Annotated in this window: 17 protein-coding genes; 7 read left to right on the top strand and 10 right to left on the bottom strand. The window is 69.1% G+C overall.

The annotated features are described in order from the left end of the window. Nucleotides 1-460: 460 nt before the first annotated feature. The 3 genes from trxC to VI238_RS11560 form a co-directional block, all read right to left on the bottom strand. On the bottom strand, nt 461-913 hold the full coding sequence (trxC, locus tag VI238_RS11570; protein ID WP_331651470.1) for a thioredoxin TrxC: 453 nt from the start codon (nt 911-913) through the stop codon (nt 461-463). Nucleotides 914-1,230: 317 nt separating this feature from the next. Continuing rightward, a complete protein-coding gene (locus VI238_RS11565; protein WP_331651469.1) occupies nt 1,231-1,638 on the bottom strand; it encodes an SRPBCC family protein in 408 nt (135 codons plus the stop codon). Nucleotides 1,639-2,104: 466 nt separating this feature from the next. After that, a complete protein-coding gene (locus tag VI238_RS11560) occupies nt 2,105-2,839 on the bottom strand; it encodes a DUF72 domain-containing protein (RefSeq protein ID WP_331651467.1) in 735 nt (244 codons plus the stop codon). A 150-nt stretch (nt 2,840-2,989) separates the two neighbouring features. On the opposite strand from VI238_RS11560, the gene VI238_RS11555 reads away from it, so the two are divergent. Further along, the gene (locus VI238_RS11555) at nt 2,990-4,105 is read left to right on the top strand and encodes a hypothetical protein (RefSeq protein ID WP_331651465.1); all 1,116 of its coding nucleotides are present in this window, start codon (nt 2,990-2,992) and stop codon (nt 4,103-4,105) included. Between the two features lie 39 nt (nt 4,106-4,144). On the opposite strand, the gene VI238_RS11550 is transcribed toward VI238_RS11555, so the two are convergent. After that, complete coding sequence (locus VI238_RS11550; protein ID WP_331651463.1) at nt 4,145-4,591, bottom strand: DUF1801 domain-containing protein; 447 nt, start codon at nt 4,589-4,591, stop codon at nt 4,145-4,147. A gap of 174 nt (nt 4,592-4,765) precedes the next feature. Here VI238_RS11550 and VI238_RS11545 point away from each other — a divergent pair, with 174 nt between their 5' ends. Continuing rightward, a complete protein-coding gene (locus tag VI238_RS11545; protein ID WP_331651462.1) occupies nt 4,766-6,280 on the top strand; it encodes an FAD-dependent monooxygenase in 1,515 nt (504 codons plus the stop codon). A 5-nt stretch (nt 6,281-6,285) separates the two neighbouring features. Here VI238_RS11545 and VI238_RS11540 read toward each other — a convergent pair whose 3' ends face one another. Beyond that, on the bottom strand, nt 6,286-6,750 hold the full coding sequence (locus tag VI238_RS11540) for a DUF305 domain-containing protein (protein ID WP_331651460.1): 465 nt from the start codon (nt 6,748-6,750) through the stop codon (nt 6,286-6,288). 210 nt (nt 6,751-6,960) lie between these two features. Between VI238_RS11540 and VI238_RS11535 the strand changes: the two genes are divergently transcribed. The 5 genes from VI238_RS11535 to VI238_RS11515 all read left to right on the top strand — a co-directional run bounded on the left by VI238_RS11535 (nt 6,961) and on the right by VI238_RS11515 (nt 10,772). Then, nucleotides 6,961-7,461: a lipocalin family protein gene (locus VI238_RS11535; protein ID WP_331651458.1), complete on the top strand. Its 501-nt coding sequence runs from the start codon at nt 6,961-6,963 to the stop codon at nt 7,459-7,461. 315 nt (nt 7,462-7,776) lie between these two features. Continuing rightward, nucleotides 7,777-9,360 carry a Na+/H+ antiporter gene (locus VI238_RS11530; RefSeq protein WP_331651456.1) on the top strand — a complete coding sequence of 528 codons (1,584 nt, stop codon included), beginning with the start codon at nt 7,777-7,779 and terminating at the stop codon, nt 9,358-9,360. A gap of 219 nt (nt 9,361-9,579) precedes the next feature. Next, entirely contained in the window at nt 9,580-10,089 is a 510-nt protein-coding gene (locus tag VI238_RS11525) for a DUF2975 domain-containing protein (RefSeq protein ID WP_331651453.1), read from the top strand. Between the two features lies 1 nt (nt 10,090). Beyond that, entirely contained in the window at nt 10,091-10,312 is a 222-nt protein-coding gene (locus VI238_RS11520; RefSeq protein ID WP_331651451.1) for a helix-turn-helix transcriptional regulator, read from the top strand. Nucleotides 10,313-10,316: 4 nt separating this feature from the next. Beyond that, complete coding sequence (locus VI238_RS11515) at nt 10,317-10,772, top strand: hypothetical protein (RefSeq protein WP_331651449.1); 456 nt, start codon at nt 10,317-10,319, stop codon at nt 10,770-10,772. Nucleotides 10,773-10,931: 159 nt separating this feature from the next. Here VI238_RS11515 and VI238_RS11510 read toward each other — a convergent pair whose 3' ends face one another. The 5 genes from VI238_RS11510 to VI238_RS11490 form a co-directional block, all read right to left on the bottom strand. After that, a complete protein-coding gene (locus tag VI238_RS11510; RefSeq protein WP_331651447.1) occupies nt 10,932-11,537 on the bottom strand; it encodes a YajG family lipoprotein in 606 nt (201 codons plus the stop codon). A 233-nt stretch (nt 11,538-11,770) separates the two neighbouring features. Continuing rightward, complete coding sequence (locus tag VI238_RS11505; protein ID WP_331651445.1) at nt 11,771-13,198, bottom strand: bifunctional serine/threonine-protein kinase/universal stress protein; 1,428 nt, start codon at nt 13,196-13,198, stop codon at nt 11,771-11,773. 3 nt (nt 13,199-13,201) lie between these two features. Next, nucleotides 13,202-13,945 (bottom strand): metallophosphoesterase family protein, encoded by a 744-nt coding sequence (locus tag VI238_RS11500; protein ID WP_331651444.1) that lies wholly within the window; start codon nt 13,943-13,945, stop codon nt 13,202-13,204. Nucleotides 13,946-14,048: 103 nt separating this feature from the next. Then, on the bottom strand, nt 14,049-14,933 hold the full coding sequence (locus VI238_RS11495; protein WP_331651442.1) for a hypothetical protein: 885 nt from the start codon (nt 14,931-14,933) through the stop codon (nt 14,049-14,051). Between the two features lie 351 nt (nt 14,934-15,284). Further along, nucleotides 15,285-15,635 (bottom strand): GYD domain-containing protein, encoded by a 351-nt coding sequence (locus tag VI238_RS11490; protein ID WP_331651440.1) that lies wholly within the window; start codon nt 15,633-15,635, stop codon nt 15,285-15,287. Nucleotides 15,636-15,751: the final 116 nt, after the last annotated feature.

The following is a 15,751-nucleotide window of genomic DNA, read 5'->3' as shown; positions in this document are numbered from 1 at the left end:
GCAAGGCCGCCAAGGTCGCGCTCGTCGCCTGCATGCGCAAGCTGCTCACGATGCTCAATGCCATGGTTCGCGATGGCCGTCCATGGTCCCCTCCACCGATGGCCGGCGCTTGACGGCGAACACAGTTGCTCTCCCGCGAGCAGGAGAGGCGAATGGGGGGGACACGCCGCGCCGCGGCCCGCGCTGCGTGCCGCATGAGCAGGGTCGCTACGCGGACGCGCTTGCCGCGAATCGCGCGATGCTCGAGCAGGCGGAACGGAGCTTGGGTGCGAACGACGATCGCTGACGACCGTCCTGCTCGACATCGCGCAGAACGGCTACAAGCTCGGGCAGCTCGACGAATCGATCGATCGCGCGCGGCACTGGACGAGGGAACGCACGGACGCCGCGGCGAATGCGCAGGACGCCGAACGGCTCGCGCACGCGAACGCCGATGCGGGAGAGCCGGGCCTCTTCGCCCCTAGCGGGACGGGAGGTTGGCGCGCGCCCATTGCACGATCTGCTGCATGCCGATCGCGCCCGAATGGCGCGCGAGCTCGCGACCGCCCGCGAACAGGATCAGGGTGGGAATGCTGCGGATCGCGAATCGGCCCGCGAGCCCGGGCTCGGCCTCGGTGTCGAGCTTGGCGAGGCGAAATTGCGGCTCGAGCGCCTTTGCAGCGGCCGCGAACGCGGGCGCCATGCTCACGCAGGGCCCACACCACGGCGCCCAGAAGTCGACGAGCAGCGGCAACTCGCCGCGCGCGGCGTGCGCGTCGAACGTCGCCGCGGTCAGCGCAACCGGTGCACCCGTGAACAGGTCCTCGTGGCAACGGCCACAACGCGGCGACTGCGCGAGGCGATCACGCGGTACGCGGTTCATCGACGCGCAATGGGGACACGGCAGGAGCAGCGACGGCGCAGCGGCATTCATGGTTCACCTCGGCATTGCGGCCGAATGTGCGGGCGGCAGCGTGGATCGCAAGTCGGAGCCCTGCTTCCGCGCGGCTGCCCGATCACGCTCGGCGAAGGTCCGAGGGGATCGACGACGCAGGGGCGTCGCATGGCTGCAGCATCCCGCTCCGCTCCCCGTGCCCGCGAGCGGAACGGTTCGGTGCCTCGCCATCCGCAGGCGAAACGCCGCAACCCGCCGATCGCCGCCCGCACCATGAGTCCCTTCGCCCCGATCGCAGGCCGAAACGCTGGAGCCGAGGGCCCGCCACGCCGTGCGTGCGTTTCGAGCCCGCTCGCTCAGCGCCTCGCTTCGACGTAACGCGCGAAGTTGTCGAGGATCGCCTGCCAGCCCTGGCGCTGCATGTCGACCGGGTTCTCGGTCTCCGCGTCGAACGTGACGCACACGTCGACGCCGCCGTCGGCAGGAACGAACTCGACCTCTGCCGTGCGATCGCCGAACGAGAACTCGAGCCGTTCGTTCGGCACGACCTTCGTGTACGTGCCCGCGAAGTCGAAGCCGAAGCTGCCGTCCTTCGCTTCCATGCGCGACGAGAACGCGCCGCCCTCGCGCAGGTCGACCGTCGACGCGGTCGTATGCCAGTCGTCGCTCGCGGCATTCCAGCGCAAGATGTCCTCGGGTGTCGTGTACGCACGCCAGACGGCGGCGACGGGGGCTTTGACGTGGCGTTCGATGCGGATCTTCATGAAACGACTCCTCGATGATGGGTGGGCGCGAAGGGTTCCGACGGCTCGCCAGCGGCGTCCGCGGCTTCCTTCTGGATGGGTCATGCAAGGCGACGAACGAACAGGGTGCAGATCGACATCGACGATCCGGTGATCGACAGCGCCACGCCCGTCGCCGTGCGCGGTGCCGGCCTCGCAGCGCGGACAGGCCCGGCGTTGCGCTCCGTGCTCGGCGCAGACGCATGCCGGGCGGGACGCCGCCGCCGGACCCGCACAGGACCTGCCCGCTTGGAACGGTTGCCACGCCGAGCAGGAGGACGAGGCTGAAGTCGGCGCCGACGAGTGCGCCGGCGCAACGGACCGACGGCGGCGGCCGCTCGATTCCGCACGCCGGTACGTCGACGGGCATGCTCCGTGTTCGTGCTTCTCCCTTGCAGCGCGGGCTGGCTTGCCGCTCCCGCAGGCATGGTAATGCGCGCACGCCGAATCAAGCGTCGACCACGGACGCCCTCAGCGTCAGCGCATCGAACGTCGCATGCCCGAGCGCGGTGTTGTCGAAGATGCACCAGCGCTCGCGCGTGTGCGTCGACGGCCGTGCCAAGCGGCGAGCGATGCGTCTCAGCGCCTCGTCCGGATAGGCGTCGTAGTACACGCGCGGCGAGCCGTGTAGCCGGAAGTACTCGACCGCGTGGTCGCCGCCGGGCACGGCAGCGCGCGGCGTGCGTGCGGGGTCGGCGGCGACTCTCGCGATGCGACGCGCGCGCAGTGTCGCGTCGACCGCGGCATCGAACCACGACGCATGACGCGGTTCGCAGGCGAATGGCCCTTCGTAGCGCTCGCGCAGGGCATCGAAGAAGCCGGGTGCAGCCGATCCGTCGAACGCGAGGCTCGGCGGCAGCTGCAGCAACAGCACGCCGAGCTTCCCGCGCAGTTCGCGCACGGCCGCGAGGAACGTCTGCAGTTCGCCTTCGCAATCCCGCAGGCGGCGCTCGTGGCTGATCGACTTCGGCAGCTTCACCGCGAACCGAAAGCCCTCCGGCACCGCGTCCGCCCATTTCGCGTAGGTCCGTGGACGATGCGGACGATGGAACGAGGAGTTGATCTCGACGGCATCAAACGTGCTCGCATACCGCTCGAGATGCGAACCTGCGCGGGGGAACGCCGCGGCTTGCCTCGCCGCGATCGACCAGCCGGCGCAACCGATGCGTAGGCGGACGTGCATGAGGCGATCGTGCACGCCGCCTCATGAACGGGGCCGCGATCGCGGGCGCCATGCCGTCTGCGCCTCCGTGAGCACGCCGCAAGGGAACGAGGTAGCGCGATGCAGAGCGAGCGCCTATCGTTGCGGGCAGGCCCACGAATGGAGTCGCCCGTGCCAGGGATCCTCGTCCGCCGCGGTGAGGTCATCGCGCTGCGCCTGTTCGACGTCGCCTATTCGATCGACCTCGCGTCCGCCGAAGCGCTCTACGCCGCGCACGCCAATGCGCGCAGCGACCGCAGTCGCCTGAGCCAGGCCGCCGAGAAGGCGATCGCGTTCGGCGATCCGCCAGTGCGCCTTCGGCTCGGCACGATCGAGCTGTCGATCGGTGGCATGGCGACGGACGCGGGCGTGTCGGTACGCCTCTACGATTTCGGCGCCGTCGCGATCAGCCTGCGCGTCCCCGTCGTCGACGAGGAATGGGCAGCATTCGAGCGCCGCGTCGAAGCCGTGCACGCTGCGATAGGCCCCGCGTCGTCCACGATCGTGTGGCGCGACGTGCTCGATCGCACGCTCGCGATCGTCGGCGCCGCGCTCGAGCGACCGTCGCCCGCGACCTTGCAGGAGGACTACCTCATTGCGGCCGTGCACGAACTCGGCGAACCGCTCCCGGCGGCGGCGTTGCAGCAGCAGGTGGATCTCACGCTGCTGCTATCCGGCGAGCGGCGCGCGCTTTCCGCGGGCGAGAAGCGTGAGCTGCTCAAGCAGAGCTATTCGTACTTCGACGACGACCTCGTCGTGCTGACCTGGGACCGCGCGTTCATCTACGATCCCGAAGGCAATCCCGACGTCGCCGACGTCATCGAGGTCGCGAACGCGCAGCTGCTCGAGTTCCGCTACTACGACGAACTGCTCGACGACGAGCTGCCGCGCATGTACGACCAGGTCGAGGCGGCGCGGCGCGGCCGCTCCTCGTTCGCCGCGCCGCGTTTCGCGCGCCTCGCACGCAGCCTCTACACGCTCGTCGCCGAAGTCACCGAACTCACCGAGAAGGTGGACAATGCGCTGCAGGTGACCGAAGACGTCTACCTCGCGCGCATCTACTCGTCCGCACTCGAGCTGTTCCGTGTACCCAGGCTCGTCGCGGCGGTCGATCGCAAGCTCGCGATCGTGCGCGACACCTACACCGCGCTCTACGAAGAAGCCTCGAGCAGCCGCGCCGAACTGCTCGAACTCGCGATCGTCGTGCTCATCGTGATCGAGATCATCCTCGGCCTTGCGAGACTGTGACCGGCGCGCCGCTCGCCGTCGGCACCTTGCGGCGAGGCGTCATGCCTCGAGGCGCCTCCGCAGGTCGACGTAGGCGGCATGGACCAGTGCATCGAGTGCCGCTTCGTCCACGGCCTGCCCCGGCCTCAGCTTGACGTGCCGCATCGCCTTGCCCGCGCCCTGCAAAAGGCCAGCGGGATCGGCGAGCGTGGCTCCATGGAAGAAGCCGACGTTGACGTGCGCTCCGAACGTCGCGACGTAGCCGAACGCGGCATCGCCGACGCACGCGGTCGGATACCCGTCGTGCATGAGTTCGCGCACGTCGTTGCCGCAGGCGCGCAGGCGCTCGAACCAGGCCTGCGCGATGCAGCGCACGTCGGCCGGCTCGGCGCGCATCCACGCATCGACCGCGGGGTCACGCCTCACTGCCCCCGAAAGGCGGAACACGCCCTCGCGGCCGGTCAGGCCGGCGAGATCGAGCGGGACGCGGTGCAATCTCTTGGCCATGTCATCCGCTCGTTGCGAGCGCCATGCGCACGTCCAGACACCGACGCCGCCGACATGCGCGACGAATCGAGATCTCCCCGTTTCACTATCTTAAACCATGGGGGGCTTGCGGCAAGTCCCCGCCCCTGGCGCCCAATCGCCGGCCTCGACGAGTCCACCGAGCCGGGAGGCGCCATGAACCAGCATTCATCGCAGCATCGATCGCACGCGCTCAACGAGTACGACGTCGTCATTGCCGGCGGCGGGCCGACCGGCCTCATGCTCGCGGGCGAACTCGCGCTCGTGGGCATCGATGTCGCGATCGTCGAGCGACGCGCGAGCCAGGAGCTCGAAGGTTCGCGCGGCGGTGGCTTGCACACGCGCACGATCGAAGTGCTCGACCAGCGCGGCATCGCCGAACGCTTCATCGCGCAAGGCACGCGCCATCCGGTCGTGCACGTCCACCCGATGGCGCTCGACATCAGCGACGCACCGACGCGTCATCCGTACACGCTCGGTCTGTGGCAGAACCACACCGAACGCACGCTTGCCGACTGGGTGCGCGAACTCGGGGTGCCGATCCTGCGCGAACGCGAAGCGACCGGCTTCGTCCAGGACGACGACGGCGTCGACGTGCGGCTCGCCGACGGCACCGCGCTGCGCGCGCAGTACCTCGTCGGCTGCGACGGCGGACGCAGCGCGATCCGCAAGGCCGCAGGCATCGCGTTCCCGGGTTGGGACGCGACGAAGAGCTGGCTCATTGCCGAAGTCGAGACGGCCGAGGAACCGCAGTGGGGTTTTCGCGAGGACGCGTTCGGTGCCCATGGCATCGGCAAGTCCGGCACGGACGGCGTGGTGCGCATGGTGTTGACCGAGCGCGAACTGCATGCCGACGGCGAGCCGAACTTGCGCGACGTCAGCGCGGCGCTCGTCGCGATCTACGGCAGCGACTTCGGCATCCACAGCCCGATCTGGATCTCTCGCTTCACCGACATGACGCGCCAGGCCGCGACGTACCGCGATCGCCGCGTGCTGCTCGCGGGCGACGCCGCGCACGTGCATCCGCCCGTCGGCGGCCAGGGACTCAACCTCGGGGTACAGGATGCAGTGAACCTCGGCTGGAAGCTCGCGCGGGTGATCAAGCGCCATGCGCCGGAAAGACTGCTCGACACGTACCATGCCGAGCGACACGCCGTCGGCGCGCGCGTGCTGCGCAACACGATGGCGCAGGTCGCGTTGAGCCGCGTCGACGAGCGCACGAAGGCGCTCAGCGCCGTGATGGTCGAACTGCTCGGCGCCGACGATGCGCGGCGGCGATTCGCCGCGGAGATGGCCGGTCTCGCGATTCGCTACGATGCCGGCGAAGGCCATCCGCTGCTCGGTCGCCGCATGCCCGACCTCGACCTCGTCACGGTGGGCGGACCCTTGCGCGTGTACACCCTGCTGCACGAGGCGCAGCCGCTGCTGCTCGACTTCGACGCGCGACGCGCCATCGACATTGCCCCCTGGGCCGATCGCGTCCGGCGCGTCGACGCGCATTGCGACGGGCCGTGGCGGCTGCCGGCGATCGGCGAGGTACCCGCTCCATCGGCGGTGCTCGTGCGGCCGGACGGCTATGTCGCGTGGGTCGGAGAAGGCACGCGCGAGGGTCTCGAGGATGCTCTCGCGACGTGGTTCGGTCCGCCGGCGGCCAACGCACGTGTCCGCTGAGCGGCCTATCGAAGCTTGGCCTTCATCTCATCGATCTCGCGCTGCTGCGACTCGACGATCTGCGCGCACAGGCGCTGGAGGTCGGGATCGCCGAGCGTCGTCCGGCGGCACATGAGGATCGCGCCGGCATGGTGTGGAATCATCGAGCGCAGGAATTGCTGGTCCGTCACGCCGGCCTGCGTCCGGATCGCAAACCAGAAAAGGCCACCGAGCACCGCGCATGCACCGAGGAGGATCGCGTTGAGGCGACGATCAGGGTACATCCGAGCCATCAGCACGAGTTCGACGACGCCCATCGGCATCGCCATCAGTCCGGCCATGTAGACCTTGTTGATGTTGTTGTAGACGTTCGCGGTCGTATCGACCATCGCATACATGAGCACGTACATCGCGAGGAACGAGAGCGCGAGCATCGCGAAGAAGCGCGCATAGGCGGAAAGATGTCGGGAATCGTGGCTCGGCGCGGTCATGCTTCCTCCTGCTTCGGCGACGGAGCGAGCGGTGGCGCGCCTGCAGCGGCTACTCGCTGCGCGCGCTGGTGTCGAACGCGCGTTCGCGCGCGATCGGCCGACCTTGCGCGCGCGTCCCTGAATCGTTGCGACCAGTGTCCGAAAGAAGGTTTCACGCGATTCATGCCGACCGCGCTACAACGGGCAACCCGCAGCGGAAGGAGCGCATCCATGAACAAGCCCGACGAACCACGCACGGTCCCATCGCTCGAACTGCATCGCTACCTTGGCACCTGGTACGAGATCGCGCGGCTGCCGGAACGCCACGAGCCGGCCGACTACACCGACATCACGGCGACGTACACGCTCAACGACGACGGCAGCGTGCGCGTGGACAATCGCGCGCTCGACGGCGAAGGCGAGCCCGAACAGGTCGTCGGCGAAGCTACCGTCGTCGACGGCAGCGGCAATGCGAAGCTTGAGGTCAGCTTCATGCCCGACGGGCTCAAGTGGATACCGTTCACGAAGGGCGACTACTGGGTACTGCGCGTCGACGACGACTATCGCACCGCGCTCGTCGGTACGCCGAACCGCAAGTACCTGTGGCTGCTGTCGCGCACGCCGTCGATCGAGGCGGCGACGCGCCGCTCGTTCCTCGATACCGCGGTGCAGGAGGGCTACGACCTCGCCGAGCTCATCATGACGCCGCATCGGGGCATCGTCGCGGCTTGAACTCCGTCGGAGCCGAGCGGCGGTTGCGCTCGTTGGCAGGCGGGTCGGAACGACGCGCGCGAGCCGGCAACGTGCGCTGCCGGCACGCTGCGACGTGCGCGGCGGATCCGACGCTTCGCGCCTTGATCCCTACGGCATCGGTGTGCCGTCAGCCCGAGTCCGAAGGCCGTAGCTGCCACGCTGAAGGAGGGCCATAGCGCCCGCGACGGTTTCCCGCCGGCTGCGATGCGCCGCTGCCCGGCGACGACGCATCGGGCATCTCGACGCGACACCCGGTTTCGGCGACAGTTCCGCGGATTCCACCGGGGATGCCGCATGGACTTCGTCCACCTGTTCGAGCTCACGATCGCGATGGTGTTCGCGATGGTCGTACTGCACTACCTCGCCCATCGCGCCGGCCTCCCGCCGCCGGTCGCGCTCATCGTCGGCGGCGCATCGCTCGCGTTCCTGCCGGGCCTGCCGTCGTTTCCGATCGACCCCGGCCTCGTGCTCGTGCTGTTCCTGCCGCCGCTGCTCATGGACAGCGCATGGGTGATCGCGCTCGGCCAGCTCAAGCGCCACTCGATCGGCATCGCCGCGCTCGCGATCGGCGCGGTGCTGTTCACGACCCTCGTCGTCGCGGTCGTCGCCCACCTGCTCGTGCCGTCGCTGCCGTGGGCGGCGTGTGCCGCGCTCGGCGCGATCGTCGCGCCGCCGGATGCGGTGTCCGTGCGCGTCGTGCTCGAACGCGTGAAGCTGCCGCGCCGGCTCAAGATCCTGCTCGAAGGCGAGAGCCTGCTCAACGACGCGACCGGACTCGTGCTGTTCCGTTTCGCGATCGCGGCCGGCCTGACCGGCAGCTTCAGCGTGGCGGCCGCGGCCGGGCAGTTCGTATTGCTCGCGGCGGGCGGCGCGGCCGTCGGCATCGCGGTCGGCATGGCCTGGGTCAAGCTCGCACGCCGGCTCGACGACGAATACCTGCTCATCGCCGCGACCTCGCTGCTGTCGTGGATCGCGTACCTGCTCGCCGAACGCATCCATGTGTCCGGCGTCATTGCGACCGTGGCCACCGGTCTCATCGTGAGCTGGCACGCGCACACGGTGATGTCGGCGTCCGCGCGCATGCGCGGATCCTCGTTCTGGGATGTCACGGTCTTCCTCATCGAAGCGGGCGTCTTCATGCTCATCGGCCTGTCGCTGCGCGGCGTGGTCGAACGCGCGGGCGGCTTCGGCCCGGTCGTCGCGACGATGGGCGCTCCGAGCCTCGCGATCCTCGTCGCGATCGTCGCCGCGCGCTTCGCCTGGATGTTCGCGTCCGATGGCGTCATCCATGCCTGTGCACGGCTCGGCCTCACGCGCCATGTGCCGATCGGCGCGCGCGCAAGCACCGTACTCGGCTGGGCCGGCGTGCGTGGCGTCGTCACGCTCGCGCTCGCGCTGAGCGTGCCGGAAGCGTTTCCCGGCCGCGACTTCATCCTCGTCGCCGCATCGGTCGTCATCCTCGGTACCGTGCTCGTGCAGGCGACCACGCTCGGGCGCGTGATCGCCTGGGCGAACCTCGCCGAGACGCCGTCCGACAAGGCGCCGCTCACGATGAACCAGGCCGAAGCGGCGATGGCGCAGGTGCAGCTCGTGACGATCGAGCGGCATGCCTACGACGCCGACGGCCAACTGGTCCACCCACGCCTCCTCGAGCGCTACCAGCGCAAGGCGACGATGAGCGTGGACTACGCCGCGCGCCCGGACCACTACTCGCCGATGCTCCATGCGCATTTCGATCTCGTGCTCGCCGCGGTCGCGACCGGGCGCGACGAACTCATCCGCCTGCATCGCGCAGGCGCGATCGACGACGAGACCTTGCACGAACTCGAGCGCGATCTCGATCTCGAGGAACTCGGCGCGATCTCCGCGAAGTCGTGACGGAGAACGCGACCGCAACGGGGCTTCGCGGACTGCGCATGCCCTGATCCGTGTCCGGGTTGGACCCCGGGCCACGGCCGCGCCCTAGGGGCGTCGCCTCGACGCCGGGCGACGCCGAGGGCGTCGAGCGGTCCTCCGGGGGTGCCTTTTGGCCTATTTTTATCGATAAACGATATTGCTAATATCGTTCAACGATCAATTGCCGTGGAGTCGCCGCCCATGACCCGCTCCTCCGCCCGCGCCCTCGCCTACGCCCGCCCGATCATCCGCGGGCTGACCGCGCTCAACCTCGCCTATGCCGCCGGGCTCCTCGCGCTGCTCGTCTTCAGCTTCTTCATCGCGGGCTGGCCGACCCGACCGCTCGGCGATTTCGCATCCGATCATCCGCAGCTCGGCAACGGCCTGCGTGCGATCGTCGTCATCGGATTCGCCGGCGCCGCGATCGTGCACACGATCCTGCGACGCCTGCTCGCGATGGTCGACAGCGTGCGCGACGGCGACCCGTTCATCCTCGAGAACGCGGATCGGCTCGACGCGATCGCGTGGAGCGTGCTCGCGCTCGAGGTGCTGCGCCTCGGCGTAACGGCGATCGCCGCCCTCGTGTGGCAGCCGGGACGGCTCGGCGGATTCTCGTTCACGCCGTGGCTCGCGGTGCTGCTCCTGTTCGTCCTGTCCGGCGTGTTCGCGCACGGCGCGCGCCTGCGTGCCGACCTCGAAGGAACGGTGTGACATGGCGATCGTCGTCCGCCTCGACGACCTGCTGCATGCGCGCCGCATGACGCTCACCGAGCTCGCCGCACGCGTCGATATCACGCTCGCGAACCTGTCGATCCTCAAGACCGGAAAGGCGAAGGCGATCCGCTTCTCCACGCTCGAGGCGATCTGCGCCGCGCTCGACTGCCAACCGGGCGACCTGCTCGCCCGCGACCCCACCGTATCCACCGAGGATTGACGCCATGTCCGCCCACGCGCTCGTCCGCTTCCTTTCCCCCGATCCGCGGCTCGAGGGCGTACGTCCCGTGCAGCTCTGGGGACTGCGCCTGTTCTACGGGCTCATGCTCGCGTTCGCCGCGCCGACCGCGTGGCAGTCGTTGCTCACGCACGCGGGCGCGTGGGACCCCTTGCGCGCCGTCGCGGTCGCCGTATGGGCGACCTATCCCGCGCTCGCGCTGTTCGGACTGTTCCGTCCGCTGCGCTGGCTGCCGCTGATGTTCTTCACCATCGGCTACAAGACGATCTGGCTCGCCTTCATCGCCTATCCGCTCTGGCAGGCCGGCGCGTTGTGGGACTCGCCGACCGGCGAGGTCGCCGCATCCTTCCTCGCGCTGCCCGCGCTCGCGGCGGTCGTCCCGTGGGGGTACGCGTGGAGGACGTACTTCGCGTGGCCGCGCCGGCGGGCGCAGGCATCCTAGGGCGGCACGCGCGCTGCGCGTCCCGCCATGTGCGCGCGACGTCGGCAAGTCGGCGGCACGCGCTGGGCGCGTACCGCCCCACATGCCGCTTGCGCATCTCTACGTCGCGCTCACTACGATTGCGACGCCGAGCGCACGCGCGGACGGCGAATCCGTGAGCTACTTCGCCGCGACCGAAGTCAACGCCGCGATGAATTCGTTGTCGCCGAACAGGTTCGCCATACCATCCTGCAGCGCCTTCTCGAGCGCGATGCGCGCATTGTTGCCCGTCGCCAGCTGCGTGTTCGGCTCGATGCCCCGCGCGACGATCTGCTTGCCGTAGAGCAGCTTGCCGTCCTTCGACTTCACATTGACCGACAGGTTGAGGTCGGCGACCGCGTCGCCGGAAAAGAAGCCGGTCTTGTGGTCGTTGTAGAAGCGCGTGAGATCGCCGATGACCTGGACCAGCGCCGAATCCACGGAAACCTTGAAACCGCGGTTTCCGAGCTCGGTTTCGATCGCCTTGCGGATCGTGATCGAGACATCCTCGTTGGCGATGATCGGCGCCATCTCCATGCCGTAACCGTTCTTCTTCGAACTGACCTTGGTCTTGTCCTGGCGGTCGTCGATGACCTGCACCGAAACAGTGACCCCGCTCGCGCCCGGAACGATCGGCGGCGCAATCTGCGGCGTGTAGGCGAGATCGATGCGGTCGGTCGTCGTCGCGCACCCTGAAGCGAGCACGACGAAGCACAACACCGCGGCGCGGATGGCACGATTGAACATGGACTTTCCCCTGTGTGACGTCGAATCGTTCGAGGTTCGACGGCACACGCACGCCGACCTGCCGCCAAGCATACACGGGCCGGAAAAAAGGGAGAATGACCCGCCCCGACATCCTTCACACGGAGGCCGGACGGACCGCGTTTCCGGCGAGCATCGTTTACCGTGCGCGCGCAGGTTCGACGACAAAGCGGCAGCACGCGCAGTGCGCGTACCGCCCTACGTGAGTGCGAGCGTCACGGCTCCTGATCCGAGCCGTGGCGGGCCGCGCGGACGACCGTCGTCGTGCAGTTCGCTTCCGCGACGACGCGCGCGGAGACGCTGCCGAGCAATCGGCGCACGCCGGTGACGCCGCGTGCGCCCATGACGATGTGGTCGATCGCATTGTTGCGCGCGTAGTCGATGATCGCCTGCGCGACGTCGGTCGATTCGAGCACGTGGTACGTGACGCGGTGCTCGGGCAATGCGAGCGGACGCGCCCAGTGGCGCAACGCGACGAGGCGTTTGACGTGGCGATTGCGCCCTTCGGCGTCGATGTTCGTTTCCATGCCGATGCGCGGCGTGCGCAGGACGGTCACGCAGGCGAGGCGCGCATGCGCGGTGGTCTCGACGATGCGCCGCACGACGTCGAGCAAGGCCGCGTCGAGGGCGCCATCGCCCTGCTTGAGGTCGACCGCGACGACGATGAGCGGCGGGCGCGCTTCATCGCGCGCGCGCTTCGCTCGCAGCTCCTCGGCGTCGAGCCGGAAACCGCGCAGCCAGCGCTTGACTGCGTCGAACGCGCCATCGTCGCGCGTGCGCTCGGCGCGCTCGGTCAGCGCAACCTGCTCCGGGTGCTGCAGGTCGAACGCGAGTTGCGCCGCGGTCGGGTAGCGCGCGTCCGGATCGACTTCGAGGCAACGCAGGATGATTTCCTGCAGCCAACGCGGGATGCCCGGCTGCAATGCGCGCGGCGGTACGGGGGCGCGATAGAAGCGCCGCTTGAGCCCGCTGTCGCTCGTCGGTGCGCCGAACGGGGTTTCGCCGGTCGCAAGGTAGTACAGCGTCGCGCCGAGCGCGAACAGGTCGCTGCGCGGATCGTTGCGAACGCCGAGCACCTGCTCCGGCGCGATGTACGGCGCCGTGCCCATCGGCACGCGGAACTGTTCGGCGAGCAGGTCAGGCAGGTGCGCATGGTGGGACAGGCCGAAGTCGAGCAGCACGATCCGCTCGCGACCCTGCGCGTCGGCGTGGACGAGCAGGTTTCCCGGCTTGACGTCGAGGTGCACCACGTGTTGCCGATGCAGGTCGTCGAGCGCGAGCGCGGCGAGCGCGCCGAGCGCGGCGACGCGCTCGGGCGGCAACGGCGAGGCGTCGAGCAGCGACAGCAGGGTCTCGCCGCTCACGAACTCCATGACGATCCAGGGTTGGTCGTCGACTTCGCCGCTCGCAACGAAGCGCGGGACGTGCGGCCCCGAGAGCGACGGCATGAGCATGCGTTCGACCTCGAAGCTCACGATGCGGCTCACGTCCTCGCCGTAGCCGACGTGCGGCAGCTTGGCGAGCAGCGGAAACGCCTGCCGCGGATGCGAGACGCGCCACAGCGTGGCCATGCCGCCGGCGCGCAAGGGTTCGACCAGCGTGAACTCGCCGATCGAAAGGCCGGGTCGGGGATGCAGCGGCATCGATCAGGTCCCTGCGAGCAGGCGGTCGGCGAATGCGGGCGGCAGGCCGGCCGCGCGGATCTTCGCCGCCGCGCGTTCGTGATCGTAGGGAACGCGCAGGAACGCGAGCGTCGACGTACCGGCGTCGAACCATGCGCACGCGGCGGCGGGATTGCGGTCGCGCGGCTGCCCGCACGAACCCGGGATCGCGAGCCAGCGACGCGTGCCCGAGAGCGGGATCGGCATGCCCGCCCTCGGTTCGAAATGGTGCGCGGTCGCGTTCTGGGCGTGGTACAGCGCCGGTTCGTGCACGTGGCCGCAGAACGTCAGGCGCGCATCGGTCGCGGCGAGGCTGCGCGCCGCCGCGAGCGGAGTGCCGACGTATGCCCAGTCGCCCGGCGCCCATGCGTTGGCGTGCACGTAGAGCCGGTCGTCCTCGCGCACGTCCAAGGGCAATGAGGCGAGGAATGCGCGCTGGTCGTCGTCGAGCTGGCGGCTCGTCCAGGCGATCGCCGCCTCGGCCCGTGCGTGCATCGCGCTGGCCCCGAGCCGGCCGATCGCTGCCGCGTCATGGTTGCCCAGCACGGCGACGGCGCCGGACTCGACCTCGCCGCGCACGAATTCGACCACCCATGCCGGGTCCGCGCCATAGCCGACGAGATCGCCGAGGAACACGTGGCGCGCGCAACCCGCATCGCGCAAGGCCTCGACGCACGCTTCGGTCGCCTCGCGATTCGCGTGAAGGTCCGCCAGCAGGCCGATACGCATCTCGAAAGCCGGTTCGCAATGGACGTGCCGACACGATAGCGCAAGGTCGGCCGACCTACCCGCCGGCATACGTCGACTCCATTCACGAGGCCGGCTCGAGCTCCTAGTGCTTCAACGCGAACTCCGCGAGTTCGACCAGCGTCGCGCGCTGCTCGTCGGTCGGCTCCTGGCCCGGCACGTAGGTGATCTCGAGCATGCGGCCGCCCGTCGCGACGATCACCTGCGCGCGCGCGTTGCCTTCGAAGCAGTGGTGGACGACGCCCGCGGTCGTGCCGAGCCGCGGCAGCGGATCGAGCGTGCAGCCGCCGCTGCGCATCATGCCCTCGGCCGCGTCGCGACTGCGGGCACTCTTCGTGACCGCCACGGTGATCACGCGCCCGTCCGCGGACATCACGCAGTTGTTCCTGTCCGGCACGATGACCGACGCGTTACCCGAAGGCAGCAGCTTCTTCACGAGGGCGTCGTCGAGGTATGGGCAATCGGTCTCCTTCGCGAGCGCCTTCGGCTTCGTCGCGACGCCGAGCGTGCCGGCGATCAGGCCGGCGGCGAAATCGCGCTGCGCGGGCGTGATCGCGCTCGCGAGGTTGAGGTAGCCCGACACGCCGACGCGACCGCGATGGCCATAGAAGAACATCGACTTCGGGTCCGCCTCGCCCGCGTCGTTCTTCGGGCGATAGGCGAAGCCTTCCTCGCCCAGCGAAGGCATCGGCTCCACGACGCTGGTGGCCGCGACCGCGTCGCGCATCTCGAGCGCGGCCTTGCGCGCGAGGTCGGGCGACTCGCCCACGATGTGGCTGAAGCCGAAGTTGACGCTCGTGTCCGCGGCCATGAAGCTGCATTCGCCCGGCCCGCCCGACATCACGCGCCACGGCCCGCCGCCGAAGCCCTTGCCGACCATCGACGTTTCGATCGCCGGACATGTCTGCGCCGCGAGCGCCGCGCCACTGGCGGCGAGCAGCAGCAGCCCCACGATCCACGCACGCTTCATGACCCGTCCCCATTCCGTGCCCCGGTGCGCCCATCCTACGCCCGAATCGGGCGCACTCGACGACCCGCGTGGCCACGAGGGCGCACGGAGATGGCATCTCCACGCACGCGACGTGCGCGTGAAGGCCGCTCCTGCCCGGCGCACGTCGGGCAGCGCTTTCGCGCGAACGCGATCGCCGGTTCGCGAATCGGATTCTCCCGGGGGAGCGACAACCGACGTCGAAGTGGACTCGTCGGCGTCGACGTCGCGAGCTCACGCGACGCCACGAACGAGCCACTCCGACTCGGCTCCCGCGATCGGCGCGACCGGGCGAGGCCGGCATCGCCGATCGTCGAGACGGGGGTCAGCGCATCACGCCGTCGCAGCCGCGCGGATGCCTGCGGGCTTGAAACCCGCCGCGAGCTTGCCGGCCTTCGAGAACAAGGTCTTCATCTCGGACGACGGCACTGCGATCGTGGTCTTGAGGTCGACGACGCTGCCGGATGCGGCCGTGACGATCGTCGACGGCGCGACGCCTTCGTACGGCCCCTCGGAGATGACCACGAAGTCGTAGTCGCCGAACGTCATGTAGTAGTTCAGCAACTTGCCTCCCGAAGCGGCGAACAGCTTCGCGAGGTTCTCGACGCGATCGTCGGCAGGGTTGGCCATCATCCCGCGGATGGCTTCGGACGTGTAACGGCCTTGGGTTATGAACGTCGGCATGGCGAGCCTCCTTCGTAGGGGAGAGTTCACTTTCCTACTGCGGTTCGGCCCGGTATTGATCCAAGTCAAAGTTCATACGAGTGCATCGCCGCTTCAACTGCGGCCCTTCTGACCTG

The sequence above is a fragment of the Dokdonella sp. genome (assembly GCF_036518555.1).
Taxonomy (GTDB): domain Bacteria; phylum Pseudomonadota; class Gammaproteobacteria; order Xanthomonadales; family Rhodanobacteraceae; genus Dokdonella_A.
The sequence above is the reverse complement of the archived record's forward strand: the minus strand, read 5'-3'. Positions and strand labels throughout refer to the sequence as shown.

Excerpts from the sequence above, each read along its gene's own strand:
- trxC (WP_331651470.1), bottom strand. The coding sequence starts at position 913 with ATGAATGCCGCTGCGCCGTCGCTGCTCCTGCCGTGTCCCCATTGCGCG.
- VI238_RS11565 (WP_331651469.1), bottom strand. The coding sequence starts at position 1,638 with ATGAAGATCCGCATCGAACGCCACGTCAAAGCCCCCGTCGCCGCCGTC.
- VI238_RS11560 (WP_331651467.1), bottom strand. The coding sequence starts at position 2,839 with ATGCACGTCCGCCTACGCATCGGTTGCGCCGGCTGGTCGATCGCGGCG.
- VI238_RS11550 (WP_331651463.1), bottom strand. The coding sequence starts at position 4,591 with ATGGCCAAGAGATTGCACCGCGTCCCGCTCGATCTCGCCGGCCTGACC.
- VI238_RS11545 (WP_331651462.1), top strand. The coding sequence starts at position 4,766 with ATGAACCAGCATTCATCGCAGCATCGATCGCACGCGCTCAACGAGTAC.
- VI238_RS11540 (WP_331651460.1), bottom strand. The coding sequence starts at position 6,750 with ATGACCGCGCCGAGCCACGATTCCCGACATCTTTCCGCCTATGCGCGC.
- VI238_RS11535 (WP_331651458.1), top strand. The coding sequence starts at position 6,961 with ATGAACAAGCCCGACGAACCACGCACGGTCCCATCGCTCGAACTGCAT.
- VI238_RS11530 (WP_331651456.1), top strand. The coding sequence starts at position 7,777 with ATGGACTTCGTCCACCTGTTCGAGCTCACGATCGCGATGGTGTTCGCG.
- VI238_RS11525 (WP_331651453.1), top strand. The coding sequence starts at position 9,580 with ATGACCCGCTCCTCCGCCCGCGCCCTCGCCTACGCCCGCCCGATCATC.
- VI238_RS11520 (WP_331651451.1), top strand. The coding sequence starts at position 10,091 with ATGGCGATCGTCGTCCGCCTCGACGACCTGCTGCATGCGCGCCGCATG.
- VI238_RS11515 (WP_331651449.1), top strand. The coding sequence starts at position 10,317 with ATGTCCGCCCACGCGCTCGTCCGCTTCCTTTCCCCCGATCCGCGGCTC.
- VI238_RS11510 (WP_331651447.1), bottom strand. The coding sequence starts at position 11,537 with ATGTTCAATCGTGCCATCCGCGCCGCGGTGTTGTGCTTCGTCGTGCTC.
- VI238_RS11505 (WP_331651445.1), bottom strand. The coding sequence starts at position 13,198 with ATGCCGCTGCATCCCCGACCCGGCCTTTCGATCGGCGAGTTCACGCTG.
- VI238_RS11500 (WP_331651444.1), bottom strand. The coding sequence starts at position 13,945 with ATGCGTATCGGCCTGCTGGCGGACCTTCACGCGAATCGCGAGGCGACC.
- VI238_RS11495 (WP_331651442.1), bottom strand. The coding sequence starts at position 14,933 with ATGAAGCGTGCGTGGATCGTGGGGCTGCTGCTGCTCGCCGCCAGTGGC.
- VI238_RS11490 (WP_331651440.1), bottom strand. The coding sequence starts at position 15,635 with ATGCCGACGTTCATAACCCAAGGCCGTTACACGTCCGAAGCCATCCGC.